14 protein-coding genes are annotated in these 16,176 nt (G+C 61.9%); 4 read left to right on the plus strand and 10 right to left on the minus strand.

Going from position 1 to position 16,176, the window contains the following annotated elements; all coding sequences use genetic code 11:
- Nucleotides 1–204 precede the first annotated feature (204 nt).
- A complete protein-coding gene (locus tag ASD01_RS12325) occupies nucleotides 205–1,257 on the plus strand; it encodes a septal ring lytic transglycosylase RlpA family protein (RefSeq protein ID WP_060644060.1) in 1,053 nt (350 codons plus the stop codon).
- Between the two features lie 193 nt (nucleotides 1,258–1,450).
- On the opposite strand, the gene ASD01_RS12330 is transcribed toward ASD01_RS12325, so the two are convergent.
- Entirely contained in the window at nucleotides 1,451–1,654 is a 204-nt protein-coding gene (locus ASD01_RS12330; RefSeq protein ID WP_034791723.1) for a cold-shock protein, read from the minus strand.
- Between the two features lie 235 nt (nucleotides 1,655–1,889).
- A complete protein-coding gene (locus ASD01_RS12335; protein WP_034791724.1) occupies nucleotides 1,890–2,900 on the minus strand; it encodes a substrate-binding domain-containing protein in 1,011 nt (336 codons plus the stop codon).
- Nucleotides 2,901–3,036: 136 nt separating this feature from the next.
- On the opposite strand from ASD01_RS12335, the gene ASD01_RS12340 reads away from it, so the two are divergent.
- From ASD01_RS12340 to ASD01_RS12350, 3 genes are read left to right on the plus strand one after another with little or no spacing between them, the layout of a single operon-like run.
- Nucleotides 3,037–4,404, plus strand: coding sequence for a uracil-xanthine permease family protein (locus tag ASD01_RS12340; protein ID WP_034791726.1), 1,368 nt, complete (start codon nucleotides 3,037–3,039; stop codon nucleotides 4,402–4,404).
- Nucleotides 4,401–5,801 (plus strand): amidohydrolase, encoded by a 1,401-nt coding sequence (locus ASD01_RS12345; protein ID WP_034791728.1) that lies wholly within the window; start codon nucleotides 4,401–4,403, stop codon nucleotides 5,799–5,801. Before ASD01_RS12340 ends, ASD01_RS12345 begins: the two co-directional genes overlap by 4 nt.
- A complete protein-coding gene (locus ASD01_RS12350) occupies nucleotides 5,798–6,505 on the plus strand; it encodes a sulfite exporter TauE/SafE family protein (RefSeq protein ID WP_034791730.1) in 708 nt (235 codons plus the stop codon). The genes ASD01_RS12345 and ASD01_RS12350 overlap by 4 nt, the downstream gene beginning before the upstream one ends.
- 42 nt (nucleotides 6,506–6,547) lie before the next feature.
- Here ASD01_RS12350 and ASD01_RS12355 read toward each other — a convergent pair whose 3' ends face one another.
- From ASD01_RS12355 to ASD01_RS12390, 8 genes are all read right to left on the minus strand, one after another.
- Complete coding sequence (locus ASD01_RS12355; RefSeq protein WP_082584623.1) at nucleotides 6,548–7,846, minus strand: DUF2325 domain-containing protein; 1,299 nt, start codon at nucleotides 7,844–7,846, stop codon at nucleotides 6,548–6,550.
- A gap of 278 nt (nucleotides 7,847–8,124) precedes the next feature.
- Entirely contained in the window at nucleotides 8,125–9,021 is an 897-nt protein-coding gene (locus ASD01_RS12360) for a LysR family transcriptional regulator (protein WP_034791732.1), read from the minus strand.
- A 57-nt stretch (nucleotides 9,022–9,078) separates the two neighbouring features.
- Entirely contained in the window at nucleotides 9,079–10,611 is a 1,533-nt protein-coding gene (locus ASD01_RS12365) for an ABC transporter ATP-binding protein (protein WP_034791879.1), read from the minus strand.
- 5 nt (nucleotides 10,612–10,616) lie between these two features.
- Nucleotides 10,617–11,549 carry an ABC transporter permease gene (locus ASD01_RS12370; RefSeq protein WP_034791733.1) on the minus strand — a complete coding sequence of 311 codons (933 nt, stop codon included), beginning with the start codon at nucleotides 11,547–11,549 and terminating at the stop codon, nucleotides 10,617–10,619.
- A 79-nt stretch (nucleotides 11,550–11,628) separates the two neighbouring features.
- The gene (locus tag ASD01_RS12375; protein WP_051659225.1) at nucleotides 11,629–12,723 is read right to left on the minus strand and encodes an ABC transporter permease; all 1,095 of its coding nucleotides are present in this window, start codon (nucleotides 12,721–12,723) and stop codon (nucleotides 11,629–11,631) included.
- Nucleotides 12,724–12,790: 67 nt separating this feature from the next.
- Nucleotides 12,791–13,780, minus strand: a complete 990-nt coding sequence (locus ASD01_RS12380) for a BMP family protein (RefSeq protein WP_162250988.1) — start codon at nucleotides 13,778–13,780, stop codon at nucleotides 12,791–12,793.
- A gap of 54 nt (nucleotides 13,781–13,834) precedes the next feature.
- Nucleotides 13,835–15,130: an amidohydrolase family protein gene (locus ASD01_RS12385; protein WP_034791735.1), complete on the minus strand. Its 1,296-nt coding sequence runs from the start codon at nucleotides 15,128–15,130 to the stop codon at nucleotides 13,835–13,837.
- 222 nt (nucleotides 15,131–15,352) lie between these two features.
- Nucleotides 15,353–16,141, minus strand: coding sequence for an aldolase (locus ASD01_RS12390; protein ID WP_034791888.1), 789 nt, complete (start codon nucleotides 16,139–16,141; stop codon nucleotides 15,353–15,355).
- Between the last annotated feature and the right edge of the window lie 35 nt (nucleotides 16,142–16,176).

A 16,176-nucleotide genomic window follows, 5' to 3' on the forward strand; every position in this document is an offset into this window, starting at 1 on the left:
CTGATCGTAACGGTCGGGCAGATATGCCCTGGGTCGGGAGGGCGGAACCATTCGCTCGTAGCCTCATTTTACCGAGGTATCATAGATGGAGCGGACCAACGGCACGCCCCAGATTGCGCCTGGTGTCGACCAGCCCCTCACTGCTGCGTCGCCTGTCTCGCGTCTCCACTGCGCATTGCGATCGCGTGTGTCGAGTTGCAGTCGATGGTGAACGGGATGGGAGATGGAATAGCAGCGACCGTTAAAGTCATGCGCTGGTTGGCAATTACGATGTTCTGTGCGTTCGGTGGAGCCTGCACCACGACATTTACGCCCGACATGACCAGCCTGAAGGCGCATTCTCCCGCCACGCTGCACCGTGTCTATGTCAAAATGCCAGATGCTTCCGGCAAAAGAACCTCGCAGCGTGCCGGCCATTATACTGTCGGCAAGCCTTACGTGGTCAAAGGCAAGCGTTACTATCCGAAGGAGGAACCGGGCTACGATCGAAGCGGCATTGCCTCCTGGTACGCTCGGGGGTTTCAAGGGCGGCGGACCGCAAATGGCGAGACTTACGATCCGGGCCGCCTCTCCGCCGCGCATCCGACACTTCCCTTGCCCAGCTACGTGCGGGTGACAAATCTCACAAACGGCTCGTCGGTCGTTGTGCGCGTCAATGATCGTGGCCCTTTCCACAAAGGACGTTTGATCGATATTTCCAGCAAGGCAGCAGAGATGCTGGATATGACGCGCCGCGGGACAGCGTACGTCCGGGTACAATATGTGGGGCGCGCCGCTCTAAACGGAGATGACATGGCGTTTCTCATGGCGTCACAAAGGAAGCGCCAGGGTCCCCTTGGCGTCAATCGGCCAATCGGCGCGCAGGTCGCCGGCAAACCGCTTACCAGCTACGGTGAGCGCAGCACCCTGTTCGTCGGCTCGAAATCTGCCGGTAACTTTCTGGCTGCCTCTCGTTTGGGGGGACGGGAGGCTGCGTATGCGCTCTGGGCTTCCCAGGCACACCACTTGGCACCCCTCGGCAAGGCAAGTATTGCAAGGGAAACCGCGATTTTTGCCGAATGCTGTTTGAACAATGAGCGGGTGGGCGAGAAATCTGTGTTGCAGGCGTTTCTCCCGGCAGCTTTCGATCGCAAAAGCCACCGGACCGGAATGACTGGCCGACGATCGCCAGCAAGGCGACGACGGGGAGACCCGGAAACCGGCCATATCCGGTGGTGTGAACGTTGCCAGAGCGCGTGGCGTGCGTGTCGAGGGTGAGCCGGAAGCTTCAGAGAAGTTAGCCGGACCAGAATTATGCGCTCAGTTTCCGTTTTGTGCGTTGGGATCGCCTGCAAAAAAGGAGGACCCGACGGCCTCGCGAGACGACATCATAATATTTCCCGGCCGCTGGCGCGGCCGGGAAAGTGAGGGAATGCAATCAAGCGAATTCCCGAAGCTTGGTATCCGAAGTTCAGGCTGACCTGACGTTTTCGGCCTTCGATTTTCCGGTCTTGCGGTCCTGGCCAAGTTCATAGCTGACCTTTTGACCGTCGCGCAGTGACGTTGCGCCCTCAAGCGCCGACACATGGACAAAAACGTCCGGTCCGCCATTGTCAGGCGTGATGAAGCCAAAACCCTTGTCCTGGTTGAAAAACTTTACGGTACCGGTTGCCATAGTCATCCTCGTCAGCTGAGTGCTCTGCGTTTTGCCGGAGCACCATATCCAGCGCCTGCCTTAGCGGCAATCGCGCATGTTGGCAAAACTTAATTTGCTGAGCCGGACCTTCTTCCTTCATACCAGGGGCCGTTTAGACCCTGGATAAAGGCGGCAATGGCGACGGCGCGACAGTCACGACGTTAAACGCGGCCGCGCGGCTGTCCGGCCATCGCGCTCTCGGCTTGAGCGTTCCTCAGATGGTATCACACGAAATCATCGAAGAGGGTCGCAGGATCAGACCTGGTGGCGAGAGATCACTTGGTTCGACGTTCACCTGCTCCAATCGCGCCAAGAGCAGGTTGACTGCGGCTCCTGCCACCTCACCAAGGTGCAGATCAACTGCGGTCAGCGGAGGGGTGGCGAGTTTGGCGCGCATGCCGTCATAGCGGGTCGCGATCCGAAGGTCGTGGGGGATCTGGCGACCGGTGGCGCGGGCCGCGTTGAGAACGCCTGTCGCAAAGGCGTCGACCGGCACGCAAAGGGCCGAGATCGAGGGATTGGCGCGCAGCAAGCTTTCAGCAGCGATTGCTGCCGCTTCTTCGCCCCCCTGTTCGTCGATGCGGATGGCGCGTGGCGTAAAGCCGCTTCCGGCCATGCGCTGCGCATACACAGCCTCCATCTCGATATAGGAATTGCGCCTTTGTTCACCCGTTATCAAGCCGACCTGACCGTCGCCCGCAAGCAGGTGATCGAGCAGCAGATGCGCCGTTGCGGCGCTCTGCAAATCCACGAACGGAAGATCGTCTCGGCCGGGCGCACGCCCGATGCACACGACCTCGGTCCCGCGGGACGAAAAGAAATCCAGCACCGGGTCGTCTCGTTCCGGCTCCACGACGATGGCGCCGTCCACCTCAAGCGCGTCGAGGCGGTCGCGGGGCCCGAGTGGAGGAACGAGGCAAAGGGAAATACCCCTGGCAAAAGCCGTCACGGCGGCGGCAGCAGCAATTTCCATGAGGAAGCCCAGCCTCGACGGTCCGGCGGCCACCGCAAAGGGCATCGATGAAACCAGTGCGATAGATCCGGCTCTGCCGGTGCGCAAACGCTGCGCACGGTGATTGGGACGATAGCCCATTTCCTGCGCCAGCGTTTCGATGCGCTTGCGCGTTTCCGGCTCGACGTAACGTCGGCCGCTGAACGCGTGCGAAACAGTTGTGACCGAGACTCCAGCCGCCTTGGCAAGGTCGGCGATAGTAGGTTTTCCCATCAGCCCTCCGATGAACGTCTTCTATCACGCCGATCGCACCGAAGCAAAACGATTTGCAAAGGCGCGATTGTGTGTTAGTGGATGCGCATGCAAAACGATTTGCATAACGGCTTGAGGAGGCCGGGAGGAGGAAAACATGCAGAGTGAATTGAATGGAGTGGTCGAGCCGGTCGATGAGGGGCAGCCGCTTCGCAGCCTGTTCCTGTTTGGCCTTCAACACGTGCTGGTGATGGCCGCGTCTCCCATCACCGCCGTCTTTCTTGTCAGCAAGGCCCTTGGGTTTTCGGACGCGGTGACAGTCTCGCTCATCAGCGCAACCTTTTTCGTCTGTGGCCTTGGCTCGATGCTCCAGAGTTTCGGGCCAAAGGGGTTTGGTGCACGCCTGCCCTTCGTGATGGTGCCGGGAGGCGCGCCAATTGCCATCTTTCTGGCGATCGCCCAGCAGACGGACATCCAGACAGCCGTCGGTGCCGTCATCGTAACGGCTCTCTTTTACTTTCTGGCGCTGCCGGTCTTCCGCAGGCTGCTGCGTTACTTTCCGCCGATCGTCGTTGGAACGATGCTGTTGCTGGTCTCCGTCAATCTTGTGCGCATCTATGGCGTGACCATCACCGGAAAGCCTGGCAGCGAGGGCTTCGCAGCGCCCGTCGAGGTCGGACTGGCACTGATCACCATGATCCTTACAGTCGCTGCCGCGCGGGTCTTTTCTGGAACGCTCCAGCGGCTCGCCGTCATGCTCGGACTGGTCGGTGGTGCGCTCGTCGCGCTCGCCATCGGCCACATGGATCTGTCGGGTGTGTTCACCGGGCCGGTCATCGCCGTTCCGCAATTATTTCCCTTCGGCATGCCGAAGTTCGACCTCGTCGCAGCCATCCCGCTGATCGTGTTCTCGATCATTTCCATGGCGGAGGCGACCGGTCAGACGATCGCGACGGCTGAAATCGTCGGCCGCCGGGGAGATGCCCATGCGATCGTGCCTTCGACCATCCGCGGCGATGCACTGATGTCGCTCGTCGGTGGCCTGTTCGGCACATCGCTGATCATCACCAGCGGCGAGAACGTCGGTATCGTGCGCGCGACCGGCGTCAAGTCTCGCTATGTGACCGCGATGGCGGGCGCCATCCTCGTTCTCATCGCGCTCTTCGCCCCGATTGGCCGGATGGCCACGGCTTTGCCTGAGGCCGTCGTCGGCGGCACGGCAGTCATCGTCTTTTCGATTATTGGCGTCATCGGGATCGACCTCCTGCGTCGCGTCGATCTGCGCGAACATGGCCCCATGTTCACCCTCGCGGCCGCCCTCTCGATGGGTCTGCTGCCGATCCTGGTGCCCGGTGTCTACAGCCAGTTTCCGCAATGGACGCAGATGATCCTCGGCAACGGACTTGCCGCAGGCACGATCACCGCCGTCGTCGTCAACGCCATCTTTTCACATTGGGGCCAAGCCGGACGATCCGAAATTGCGGCGGCGCCCCTGCAATCCACCACTCAAGGAGCAAGCGAGTGAGCGCAATCCGCCAACAACTATCGACCGCCGGCGACCTCATGCTGCGCCCAGGACAAGTTCTTCTGCCGGATGGCCCGCGCACCGGAAAAGCCATCGTCGTGCGCGATGGCGTCTTTCAGCGGATCGATACCGTGGAAGCGATCGCCCGGGACTTCCCCGAGATTGTTCCGATCGACCTGCCCAACCATCTCCTGATGCCCGGTTTCGTCGATACCCATACGCACCTGACCCAGTCGCTTGGCAAGGCCCTCGTCTTTGGAGAACCGTCGGAAATCTTCCGGCGGATCTGGGTGCCGCTGGAAGGCAGTCTCAACGAGCGCATGGTCTATCTCTCGGCAAAGCTTGCCGCATTGGAAGCGCTGCGTGGGGGGTTCACGACCGCCGTCGATGCCGGCACCCGCTCAAAGGGTCATGTCGGCGCTCTGGTGCGGGCTGCAGGGGAGGTGGGGCTTCGCAGCGTCGTCGGCTTTATCTGCAACGATCTTTCGGGAAGTGCGCAGATCGCCGAACCCGGCGTCATCCTGCGCCAGGCGGAAGAGCACGTCTCCACCTACAGGCAGGACCCGCTGATCCATCCCTCGCTGGCTATTTCGATCCCGGAGGCCGCAACTGACGGAATGCTCAAAGCGGTTTCCGAATTGGCAGCCGCGTCCGGGGTGGTGTTCCAGACCCATGTCAACGAACACCTTGTTGCCGTCGAACGCTCGTTGGCAGCGAAAGGATTGCGACCGATCGAGCACCTGGCGCATCTGGGCGTTCTTGGGCCTCAGGTCCTCCTCGCGCACTCGACGCTCGTCACGCCGCATGAACTCAATCTTTTGCGCGAGACAGGCACGGCTGTCGCTTACAATCCCGTCGCCACCCTGTGGAAGGGGAATGCCGTCGCACCAGCCCTGCAAATGGCAGCGCTCGGCATGCGGTTCGGGCTCGGAACGGACGGAACCCGCGCCGACGCGTTCCGTCTGATGGACGCAGCCGAGGGCCTCCAGCGCGCGGGGTTTGGTCTTGCAACGGGGGATTCTTCCTGCGGCGGCGGCTGGCTGTGGCTCGACCGGGCAACATCCGGCGCCGCAGACGCTGCAGGCCTGTCTCATGTGACCGGCTCGATCACCGAAGGTCTTGCCGCCGATTTCCTGCTCGTCGACCTCGATCGACCCGAGTTCACGCCCTCGCACGATCTGACGTGGGAGCTTGTCCGCTACGGCAATCGCGATCAGATCGACGCGGTCTTTACCAGCGGCCAGCTTCGGCTTTGGCAAGGCTGGCCGATTGATTGGGACGCCCGGGCACTGCTCGAAGAGGTGAGAGGCGAAACGGCGACCGCCATTGCCGAAGCGCCGATCCAGCGCATTCATCCGCTCTCCGAAGCACATCGCCGCCTTGGACAATACCGATGAGTCTTGGTCTTCTTGCCGTTCTGGCTGCCGTGACATTAGTTTCGGCCTTCATTCAAGGGGCGCTCGGCATTGGCTTCGCCCTGATCGTCGCGCCGATCGTCGGTATGCTGAAGCCCGATCTTCTGCCGGTGACCCTGCTTTTGCTGATGCTGCCGCTCAATCTGCATGTGGCGGCGCGAGAGCGTGCCCATGTCGACTGGTCAGGCGCGACCTGGATCACGATCGGACGCTTCGCGGGAACGTTTGCTGGCCTTTGGCTGCTGGCAGCGCTTTCCATCGAACAACTGGATCTTGCCGTCGGTGTGTTCACGGTGGTCGCAGCCGTCACCGCGCTCATAGCCCCGCCGTTCACGCCGAACAGGCCGAGTGCGCTCGGGGTCGGATTGTTTACGGGCGTCACCGAAACTGCCACGGGTATCGGCGGCCCGCCGCTTGCGCTGCTCTACCAGCATGCCAAGGCGCCGGTGCTAAGGGCAACGGTGGCCCTTTGCTTCTTCGTCGGCGAGGTCATGTCCCTCGTCGTGCTGGCCATATCCGGGCGCGTTGGGTCAGAGCAACTGCTCGTCGCCCTCTACCTGACGCCGGCGGTTCTGCTCGGAAGCGCGGTCTCAAAGCACGTGCATGGCCGCATCGGCGGCCGCGGTCTTCGGATCGCCGTTCTGGGCTTTGCCATCGTCAGCGGATTGTTCCTTATCGTCCGGTAAACGAGGCTCTCTCGTTAACCGGCCGTCGGCAGACCACCGGAGCTAGAAACGTCCATAGGCGCCGCCGGCGCCGCTGATGGCCGTGAGGAAACTGGCAAGTCCGGCAGAGCGAAGCGGCAGGTATTGTTTTTGCTGCTCGCGGCAAAGGCGTTTGACCAGGCCCACCGCCGAGTGACTGATGTGATCGACCGGAAAGAGGATCGTCGCTGCCTGCCCGACGAGGGCGGGCAAGAGCGTCGTGCTGTCTTCCATGCCTCCGTCGTGGAGGAGGAGGTCGATGTTGCGCACTCTTGCGTAGGCTCGAAGATGATCAAACAGATTGCGTCGGCCGCCGACATAGAGCACGGGGCCGCTGAGCTGTGCGGGCGGCGCGCTGCCGTCGTCTCTGAGCTGAGCTGTGATTGCCGTCTCGAGGGCTTCGTTTTCGCGTAGGACCGCATAACGCAGATCCTGCATCTGCTCCAGTTCCCGCTGAAGAGCATCGGATTTCTCCTCAGACGCGGCAAGGCGCTGGGCGAAGGCCTCGTTGCGCGTCACGTCCGCTTCGTTGCTTGCGGATAGACCCCTCGTGCTTTTTGCAATGCGCGCCAAGGGTGCGACCGACGCGGCGATTGCTTCGGCGTGGATCGCTCGCTCCTCCAATCGCCGGAGGCGCTGTTGCAGGGCGATCCGCTCATCGGCGGCCGCCTTCAGACGCGTCTCCTGCCGGGCGGTTCGTTCGCGTTCCTGTTCGAGTTCCCTTTCCAGCTCTGTCAGTCGTGCGATGTCGAGCCGACTTGCGCTGCCGACAAGGTGCGACAGCATATGCACTTCTCCGAAGATCTCGCGCATTAGTGCTGGCGATGTTCCCGGATGGCTCATCAGTGCCCAATACGGACCGGCGATGTCGCCGCGCTCGAAGGAATTGCGCCAGATGTTTCGGAGTTCGTCTTGATCGGCCTGCCGGGGAATGCGCTTGATGTTGCTCTCGTGGCGCTTGTCGAGCGCCTTGTTGAGCAACTTTGCCGCCTGATCCCGTTGACCAGCAAGCCACACGCCTCGACCGTGCAGGGTATGGTCCGTCGCAGTGCGCACATCGTCTTGTCCGGTCCTGATCAGGACCTGGCGCAATTCTCCCGCCGTCAGGCAGGTGCCGATGATCGAGCAATGAAATGTCGAGGCAATGTCCCAGGTCCGCAAGCGATGGGCACTGATCTTGGGTGTGTGGCCATCCGGGGATGCAGCGAAGGACAAGGCTGCGGCAGGCAGGGGGACACCGTGGGATTTGAGACGGGGCAACGTGGGCATGGGCGTTCCGGAGCTAGGGCAGTTGCTGGCACTTCGCGACGCGGCCGTCCGCATTGCACATCCGCGAACGGGCCTTTCATCACAGGTAAACCCAATTAGCGTTATGTTTCAAGAAATATAACGCTGAGGAAAACGCGCGCCCGAACGGGAACCACAGAATTCCCGCGCAGTTTTCGTCATTGCGTCGTTCAGCGAACAAACGTGCATGTCTGAAACGGAGCGCTGCCTAGGGGTTTCCCGCACAGCAATTGGTGTGAGTTCAAGCCTTTGCGCGTAGGAGAAAAGTGCCCGGACGGCGCTGGGCAGCGAGACGACCGGCCGTTTCCCAGGCCTCAGACCTGTTTCGCAACGCTGGCGATGAAGGCCGCTTTCAGATGCTCGGCGGCGGGCGAGAGGCTGTGGTGGCGCCGTTGAAGCAAAGAGACGTCACGCATGACGATGGGGTCAATGAGATCGACTGTCGTTACACCGACGGCCGAGGCGAGCTGTCCGGAGTTTTCCGGTAGCACCGAAACGCCCATTCCGGCGGCAATCATGCTGATCGCCGTTGTCGAAAAGCGTACCTCGTACTTTGGCCGGTAGTTCGGCACGACGCGAATGAGGTTGTGCTCGACGATGTTGCGCAAAGGGTTGGAGGCGGCAAGCGTGATTAGCGTTTCGTCCTTGAGCTCGGCCCAGCGCACGGATTTGCGCTTGGCAAACCGGTGATCCTCGCGGCAGACGAGCATCAGTTTGTCGCGCAGCAGCGGGGTGGCGGCGATTTCGGGGTCTTCCTCCGAAAGGGTCCCGACGGCGATATCGACCTCGTGGCGCTTGAGCGCCGGGGTTATCTGCTCTTCCGGCATGTCGCGAATGTTGACGGAGATCTCCGGATACTTGTTCAGGAATCTGGCGATGATCGGCGGTACGACCGTTGCGGCAAGCACGATCGCCGCGGCGATCGTCACTTGCCCACGCTTCAGCGAAGCGTTGTCGCGCACGTCGCCAACGGCAAGCTCGAGGTCCTTCATGATCTTGCGCGCCTGGGGCAGGAATTCCTGGCCGACCAGGGTGAGGGAGACCATGCGCGTGTGCCGGTCGAACAGGCGCACGCCGATCTCCCGTTCCAGATCCCGGATGAGGATGCTGACCGCGGACTGGGTGAGATGGAGGTTGCGTGCGGCGATGTTGAACTGGCCGAGCTCGGCCACAGCAATGAAGGCCCTGAGTTGCCGCAGGGTTATGTTCATATACGCGCGGCCTCCCGTTACATCGCTCCCATCAAAGCCTGCCAGACCTCGGCTTGTCTACCCCGCAAGTGCGGCTTGCTCTTTGTTGCCGGCCATGAGCAGGCCGAGTTCGTCGAGACGGGCGCGGTCGGGCGGCAGTTCGCCAAGGATTTCGCCGTGGAACATGACGACGATGCGGTCGCAGATTGCAAACAGCTCCTCGAGTTCCGTGGAGATCAGCAGAATGGCGCGGCCGCTGTCGCGCTGGCGCAGCATCTCCTCCATCACGAACTCCATCGCGCCGATATCGATGCCGCGCGCGAGCTGATTGACGAGGATGAAATCGGGATCGCGCGCCAGCTCCCGCGCGACGACGAGCTTTTGCTGGTTGCCGCCTGAAAGTGCTGCGATCGGCTGGTTCTCGTCCCGGCTCTTCACGCGAAACCGCTTGATCAGGTCGCGGGTGTGCTCGCCGATGACCTTGCGGTTGAGCATGCCCCCCGTCGCGAACGGTTTTTGGTCGTAACGCTGCAGAATGGTGTTTTCGCTGAGCGACAGCGGCAAGACGATGCCGTGCTTGTGGCGGTCTTCCGGAATGTGGGAAAAACGCCTGGCATTGATTTCTGCCGGGTCGAGCCCGGTTATATCGTTTCCGTTGAGAACGACGCGCCCGGAATCGACCGGCAGCAGGCCGGAGAGCGCGAGCGATAGTTCCGTCTGGCCGTTGCCGGAAACGCCTGCTATGCCGACGATTTCGCCGGCGCGTACATCGAGGCTCACGCCGCGCACGGCCGGAAGGCCGGTCTCGGCGCGGCAGGTGAGGTTTTCCACCGAAAGCACGATACGACCTGGCGGTTTGGGGCTACGCGGGAGCTCCATGCGCACCTCCCGACCGACCATCATGCGCGCGAGCTCACGCGCATTTGTCTCCCCGACCCTGACCGTATTGACGACGCGGCCGTCACGCATGACGCTGATGCGATTGCTGACCCGCATCACCTCGTCCAGCTTGTGCGAAATGAAGACGACGGTCTTCCCATCCTTCACCAGATCACCCATCAGCGAAAGGAGGCGGTCGGTCTCTTGCGGGGTGAGAACGGCGGTCGGTTCGTCAAGGATGAGCAGGTCGATACCGTGGAATAGCACCTTCAGGATTTCCACCCGCTGCTGCTCGCCGACCGAGAGGTCTTCGACGATTGCGTCGGGACGCACGTCGAGGGCGTAGCGCTCGGAAAGCGCGCGGATCTTTCGGTGGACCTTGTCGATATCGGATATGACGCTGAGCGCCGAACCCTGGCCGAGGATGTAGTTTTCTGCCACGGTCAGGTTCGGTACCAGCATGAAGTGCTGGTGCACCATGCCGATCCGCTGGCGGATCGCGTCGCGTGGGCTTGCAAAGCGCACCGATTGTCCCTTGTAGACGATCTCGCCTTCATCCGGCCGTACCATGCCACAGATCATGCTCATCAGCACGCTCTTGCCGGCGCCGTTTTCGCCGAGCAGCGAATGGATCTCGCCTTCCTCGATTTCGAGCGAAACGCCGTCGCTGGCGATGATAGGGCCGAAACGTTTGCGGATATTGTCGATGCGCAGGAACGGTTTTGCCGACATGTCGATCACCTCATCTCGTAGGGCTGGCCAAGCTTGCTGGGTGCGGCACCCTTGCCGCGGAAGGCGACGAGCGTGACGATCGTCATGATGTAGGGAAGCGCCTGCAGCACTTGGTAGGGCACGACGATCGATGCCTGCGCCTGGAGCATGAGCTGCAGGGCGTAAAAGAGGCCGAAGAGCAGCGAGACGAAGAAGGCGCCGATCGGCGACCAGCGGGCAAAGACCACGACGGCAAGGGCGATGAAGCCGCGGCCGGAGGTGATGCCTTCGACGAACTGGTTGGAATGGCCAAGCGTGAGGAACGCGCCACCGAGCCCTGCAAGCCCTGTACCGACGAGAACGGCGGCATAGCGGTAGCCGACGACACTGCGACCGGCGACGTCGACGGCCTTCGGGTGCTCGCCGACGGCGCGAAGCGTCAGGCCGAAGGAGGTGCGGTAAAGCATCAGGGTGGCGAGTATGGCGACCAGCACGGTCGAATAGACGATCAGGTTCTGACGGAAGAACGCCTCCCCGAGAAAGGGCAGATCGCTCAGCCAGGGTATGTGGACCGGCTGGGCGATCTCGATGCCCTTGCCGGTCGAAACGTAATAGGTGCGAAAGAGGAAGGCCGTCAGGCCCATGCCGAGCAGGTTGAGGGCCGCCCCCACCACGATCTGGTCCGCCTTGATGGTGATCGTGAAGACGGCGAAGACGAGCCCGAACAGCATGCCGCCGGCAACGCCGGCCAATAGCCCGAGCGGAATGTTGCCGGTGGCTGCGGCCGCAGCGAAGCCGCAGAAGGCGCCGACGAGCATCGTGCCTTCGAGCCCGATGTTGAGCACGCCTGCGCGCTCGGAAAAGACCTCGCCGATCGAGGCGAAGATCAGGGGGGTGGCAAGCCTCCAGGCGGCGCCGACGAGCGCTGCGAGAAAGGTGAGAGAAATCATGTCGTCCATGGGTTCGACCCTCCAGGAATATCGCCAAAGTTTTGTTTTCCCGCGGGCGGTCTACGGCGACGCGGGAGTTTCCATGCTTTCAAGCCACAGTCCTGAGGATGTCGCGCAGCTTTGCGAAGGCGACGACCGAGAGGATGACGATGCCCTGAATGACCAACACCAGGACCTGCGGGACCTGTGAGGTGATCTGGAGGACTTCCGAGCCGGAGCGAAGCGTCGCAAAAAGCCCGCCCGACAGGATTGCCGCCAACGGATTGTTGCCGGCCAAGAGCGCCACCGCGATGCCCTCGAAACCATAACCCGGCGAAATGTTCTGGTAGAGCCGACGTGTGACGCCCGCCACCTCGAAGGCGCCGGCAAGGCCTGCCATCGCGCCGCTGATGCACATCGCGATCATGACGTTCCTGGCGACGTTCATGCCGGCATAGCGGGCGGCATGCGGGTTGAGACCGACGACGCGCAGCGCAAAGCCGCGGCTGCTTCTTCGCAGGAAGATGTACAGCGCAACCGCCAGAACCACCGCAACGAGGATGCCGATGTGAAGCCTAAGGTCGGTTACCAGGCGTGGCGTCCAGGCTTCGCGCACCAGCCTTGCCGATTGCGGATAGGCGGCACTCGCATCGCGCATCGGACCGGTGACGAGATAGCTCGTGAGGATGAGGGCGATGTAGTTGAGCATGATGGTGGTGACGATCTCGCTTGCCTGAAAGCGCACCTTCAGATAGCCGGCTATGCCAGCCCAGGCGGCGCCCGCAAGCGCCCCCGCCAACATCACAAGCGGCGCATGCACCCAGACGGATAGGCCGTCGATGCTGGTGCCGACAAGGGTTGCGGCGATCGCTCCGACATAGAGCTGGCCTTCGGCGCCGATGTTCCAGATCGAGCAGCGAAACGCGACGCACAGCCCTGCACCGATCAGGATCAGCGGCGTCGCCTTCAGGAGAATTTCTCCGACCGAGCGTATGTCCTGGAACGAGCCGAAGACCATGACGGTGACGACGTCGCTGCCGTTGAAGCCGTTGAGCCAGAGCAGCAGGGCGCCGAAGGCGAGTGCGACGAGAACTGCCGCGATGGGTGTCAGGGCGCTGATCGCAGCCTGCGAGAGTGTCCTGTAGAAAGCTTGGGCTGCTTGAGAATTCACGGTCTCACGCACTCCCTGGTTTATCTCAGCCATGGGTGTGTCCATTGGTGTGATGCGGGAAGTGGCTGCGGCTGGATATCCCGCCGCAGCATGGAGGCAGCTATTCTGCGCCGGTCTTGATCTCGCCGGCGGCGATCTTGGCGCTGATTGCCTTGACCTCGGCGCGGATATCCTCCGGCACGGAGACCGGGCCGTCGTCGCGGAAGGTAAACGAGATGACCTTCGGGTCCTTCAGGCCGAAAACCACGTTCTCCGTGGGCGGGTGGCCTTCCTTGATCGCGCGAACCACTTCGACCACCCCTTGAGCATAGTCGGCGACGTAGAGCCCGAGAATGTTGTTAGGCGCAACCTCGGTAAAGTCGCTGAAGATCGAGAAGGAGCGCACGTCCGGGCCGGATTCGGCAATCGCCTGGTAGCCGCCGACGGTGGCGCCGGAAGCGTTCGGTACGACGAAGTCAGCGCCTTGCGAGATCATGCTGAGCGCCGCTTCCTTGGCGGCGGTCGTATCGGTGAAGTTGCCGATATAGGCTTCGCTGATCGGGAAGTCCGGATTGATGCTTTTTGCGCCGTTCTTGAAGCCGGCGAATGCCTGCTGGATCGGCGGGATTTCCATGCCGCCGACAAGGCCGGCCTTACCGCCCATTTTCGCAGCGATCACACCCATCAGGTAAAAGGGCTGGCTGGTATCGGTATTGAGCCCGATAACGTTGCCTTCGTGGATCGCGCTCGACGAGATCAGGAAATAGGTGTCCGGATAATCGAGCGCGACATCGCGCGCGGCGTCCTGGAACTCAAAACCGTGGCCAAGGATGACCTTGTAGCCCTGGCTCGCATAATCTCGAAACGCCTTTTCGAAGGAGGCCGGGTTCTGCTGCAGCTCGACATAGCTGATCTTGGCGCCAAGCTGTTGCTCAACGCCCTTGAGCGCGTTGTAGCCGATCCGGTTCCATCCTTCTTCGGAAACACTGCCGGGCACGAGAAGGCCCATCTTGAAGTCTTCGGCGTGCGCGAGGTCCTGCCAGAGTATTCCGGTCAGGGCCATTCCGAGAGTGGACGCAAGCAGCAAACGACGTGAAATTTCAGTTATCATTTCATTCCTCCCATTAGATTGCAGTCCCAATCCCCCCGGAGCAGCCGTTCCCTTTTATGCGTTCTCCTTCAGGCGGATGTTTTCAGTAGTGCTCTGCGAGACCAGGCGCCCGTTCGAAAAGACGAAAGCCCGATCCGGCCCGCCGGCAATCAGCGTGTCGGTATCGATGCAGTCGGTAATGACGAAGTCGGCGCGCGCGCCGGGTCTGAAACCGTAGTCCTTGCCAAGCCCCATCAGTCGGGCAGGGGCCGTCGTGATCATGCTGTGCGCGGCTGAGAGCTCGTCCCCGCGCAGATGGCCTGCAAGCAGTGTCCAGCGGGCGATTTCCAGCATGTCGCCCGAGCCGGTCGGAACGAACGGATCCTGGATATTGTCCGAGGCGGTGGCGATGGTGATGCCGGCGCGATGGAGTTCGGCGACACGCGTCAACCCGCGCGGCGGCAGCATCTCGTAATCGCGGCCCTGTAGATAGAGATTTGCGGCCGGCAGTGTCACCACGCCGACATTCAGTTTGTCCAGGCGCTCTGCTATCCGCTGGAACTCCCGGCGCGGCAAGGCGCTCAACACCGAGACGTGGCTGAAGACGGTGCGCCCCTGCATGCCGAAGCGCTCGACGCGTTCGAGTGCGGCGTCGATGAGATGCACGCCGGCATTGAGGTGTTCGTCGAGGTGCAGGTCGATAGGCTTGCCGGATTTCACAGCGGCCGAAAACAGGATGTCGAGGTAGCGCGGCGGGTCCTCGGAAACGGCGGGCGTTCCGCCGACGGCATCGGCGAGCGCAACGGCGCCGTCGATGTTGTTGCCGAGCCACTCGAAGTCTTGGCCTGGATGCGGCGTCATGAAGGCGACGAGCTGAAGCGTGATGCGGTGCTTTTCGGCATCGCGAATGGCGGCCAGCGTCTCGATGCCATGGAAACCGGCATCCTTGTCGACGTTGATGTGGCTGCGGATCGCGGTCGTGCCGCGCGAAAGACATCGCCCGATTGTGCGCGTCGCGCGCTTGTGAATGTCGTCGGGGCCGGCGGTGCGGGCGTATTTCGCAAAGGCTTCGCGGGCGCCCTGGAGCGTGCCGGAGGGATTTGGCGTAAACCGCAGCACCCCCGTCTTGTCGAGATGCTGGTGCGCGTCGACGAAGCCCGGCGAAACGAGCATGCCGGAAATGTCTATGCAGGCGCCGCACGAACCGGTGTCGAGAAAGGGCTCGACGACCGTGATGCGCCCGTCGGCGCCGACGATAATGTCACTTGCCGACTGCGAGCCGTCATCGTTTATGACGGTACCGCCCGTGAGGGCAAAGGACTGACCGGGGATCAGTCTTGCGAGCAACGCAGCTGGATTTTCACGTACCATGTCGTCCCCACCTTGTTGTTATGGCGGGAAACTAAGCACGCGCTTTTAATTCAAACAAATTCATTATTTCAATTATTTGATAAATGGATCGTATTAATTGCCGATCGCCAGGCACCGTTCGAGCATGGCCAACGTCATGGAAAGAGACGCCTGATCAACTGGTTGACCGGCAATCTGGAACGGGCCGATGCGATCGCTTTTGGCATCGGCCCTGGTTCGCATTCAGTGCCTGTATTGCGGTTCCTCGGCGTCGAGTTGCCGGCGGATGGCGGCAAGATGGGCCCGTGCCGACTCCGGGTCACCCTCGCGCATCTGCCGGTAAGCGGCCTCAGCGATCTGTGGGGCGACGGGCAGGACTTCCCGTCCGGTGGACATCGCAAGCACCTGCACTTCGGCCGCCCGTTCCAGATAGTAGAGATCGTCCCAGGCATCGGCGATTGTCGGCGCCAGGACCAGCACGCCGTGGTGTTTCAGGAAGACGATATCGGCGTCGCCCGCTGCAGCAGCAATGCGAGCGCCTTCCCGATGGTCGAGGGCAAGGCCGTTGTAGTTTTCGTCGACAGCGGTGCGTCCGTAGAATTTCAGCGCAGTCTGGCCGGCCCAAATCAAGGGGGCGCCCTCGGTCATGGATAAGGCGGTCGCATAGGGCATGTGCGTGTGGAAGGCGACTTTTGCGCGCGGCAGCCGGCGGTGGATTTCGGCATGGATGTAAAAAGCGGTTGCCTCCGGCTCACCGTCACCGTCGATGACGGTGCCCTTGAAATCGCACACCAGCAGCTTTGATGCCGTCAGCTCGCGAAAGGCATAGCCGTAGGGATTGACGATGAAGAGATCGTCATGGCCGGGTACGACAGCCGAAAAATGGTTGCAGATGCCCTCTTCGAAGCCGTTGCGCGCCGCCATGCGGAAGCAGGCCGCCAGATCTTCCTTGGTGCTGCGGATGGCATCTGTGGAAAGGTTGGGCCGGTTCGACCGTGCCGCTTCGGTGCTGCTTTTCAGGGAATGCGCCATGAGTTGCTCCTGGTTTGGCTTGAGCTGGGAGCGGC

It is taken from the genome of Ensifer sp. Root423 (assembly GCF_001426275.1).
In the GTDB taxonomy this organism is placed as follows: Bacteria; Pseudomonadota; Alphaproteobacteria; order Rhizobiales; family Rhizobiaceae; genus Ensifer; species Ensifer adhaerens.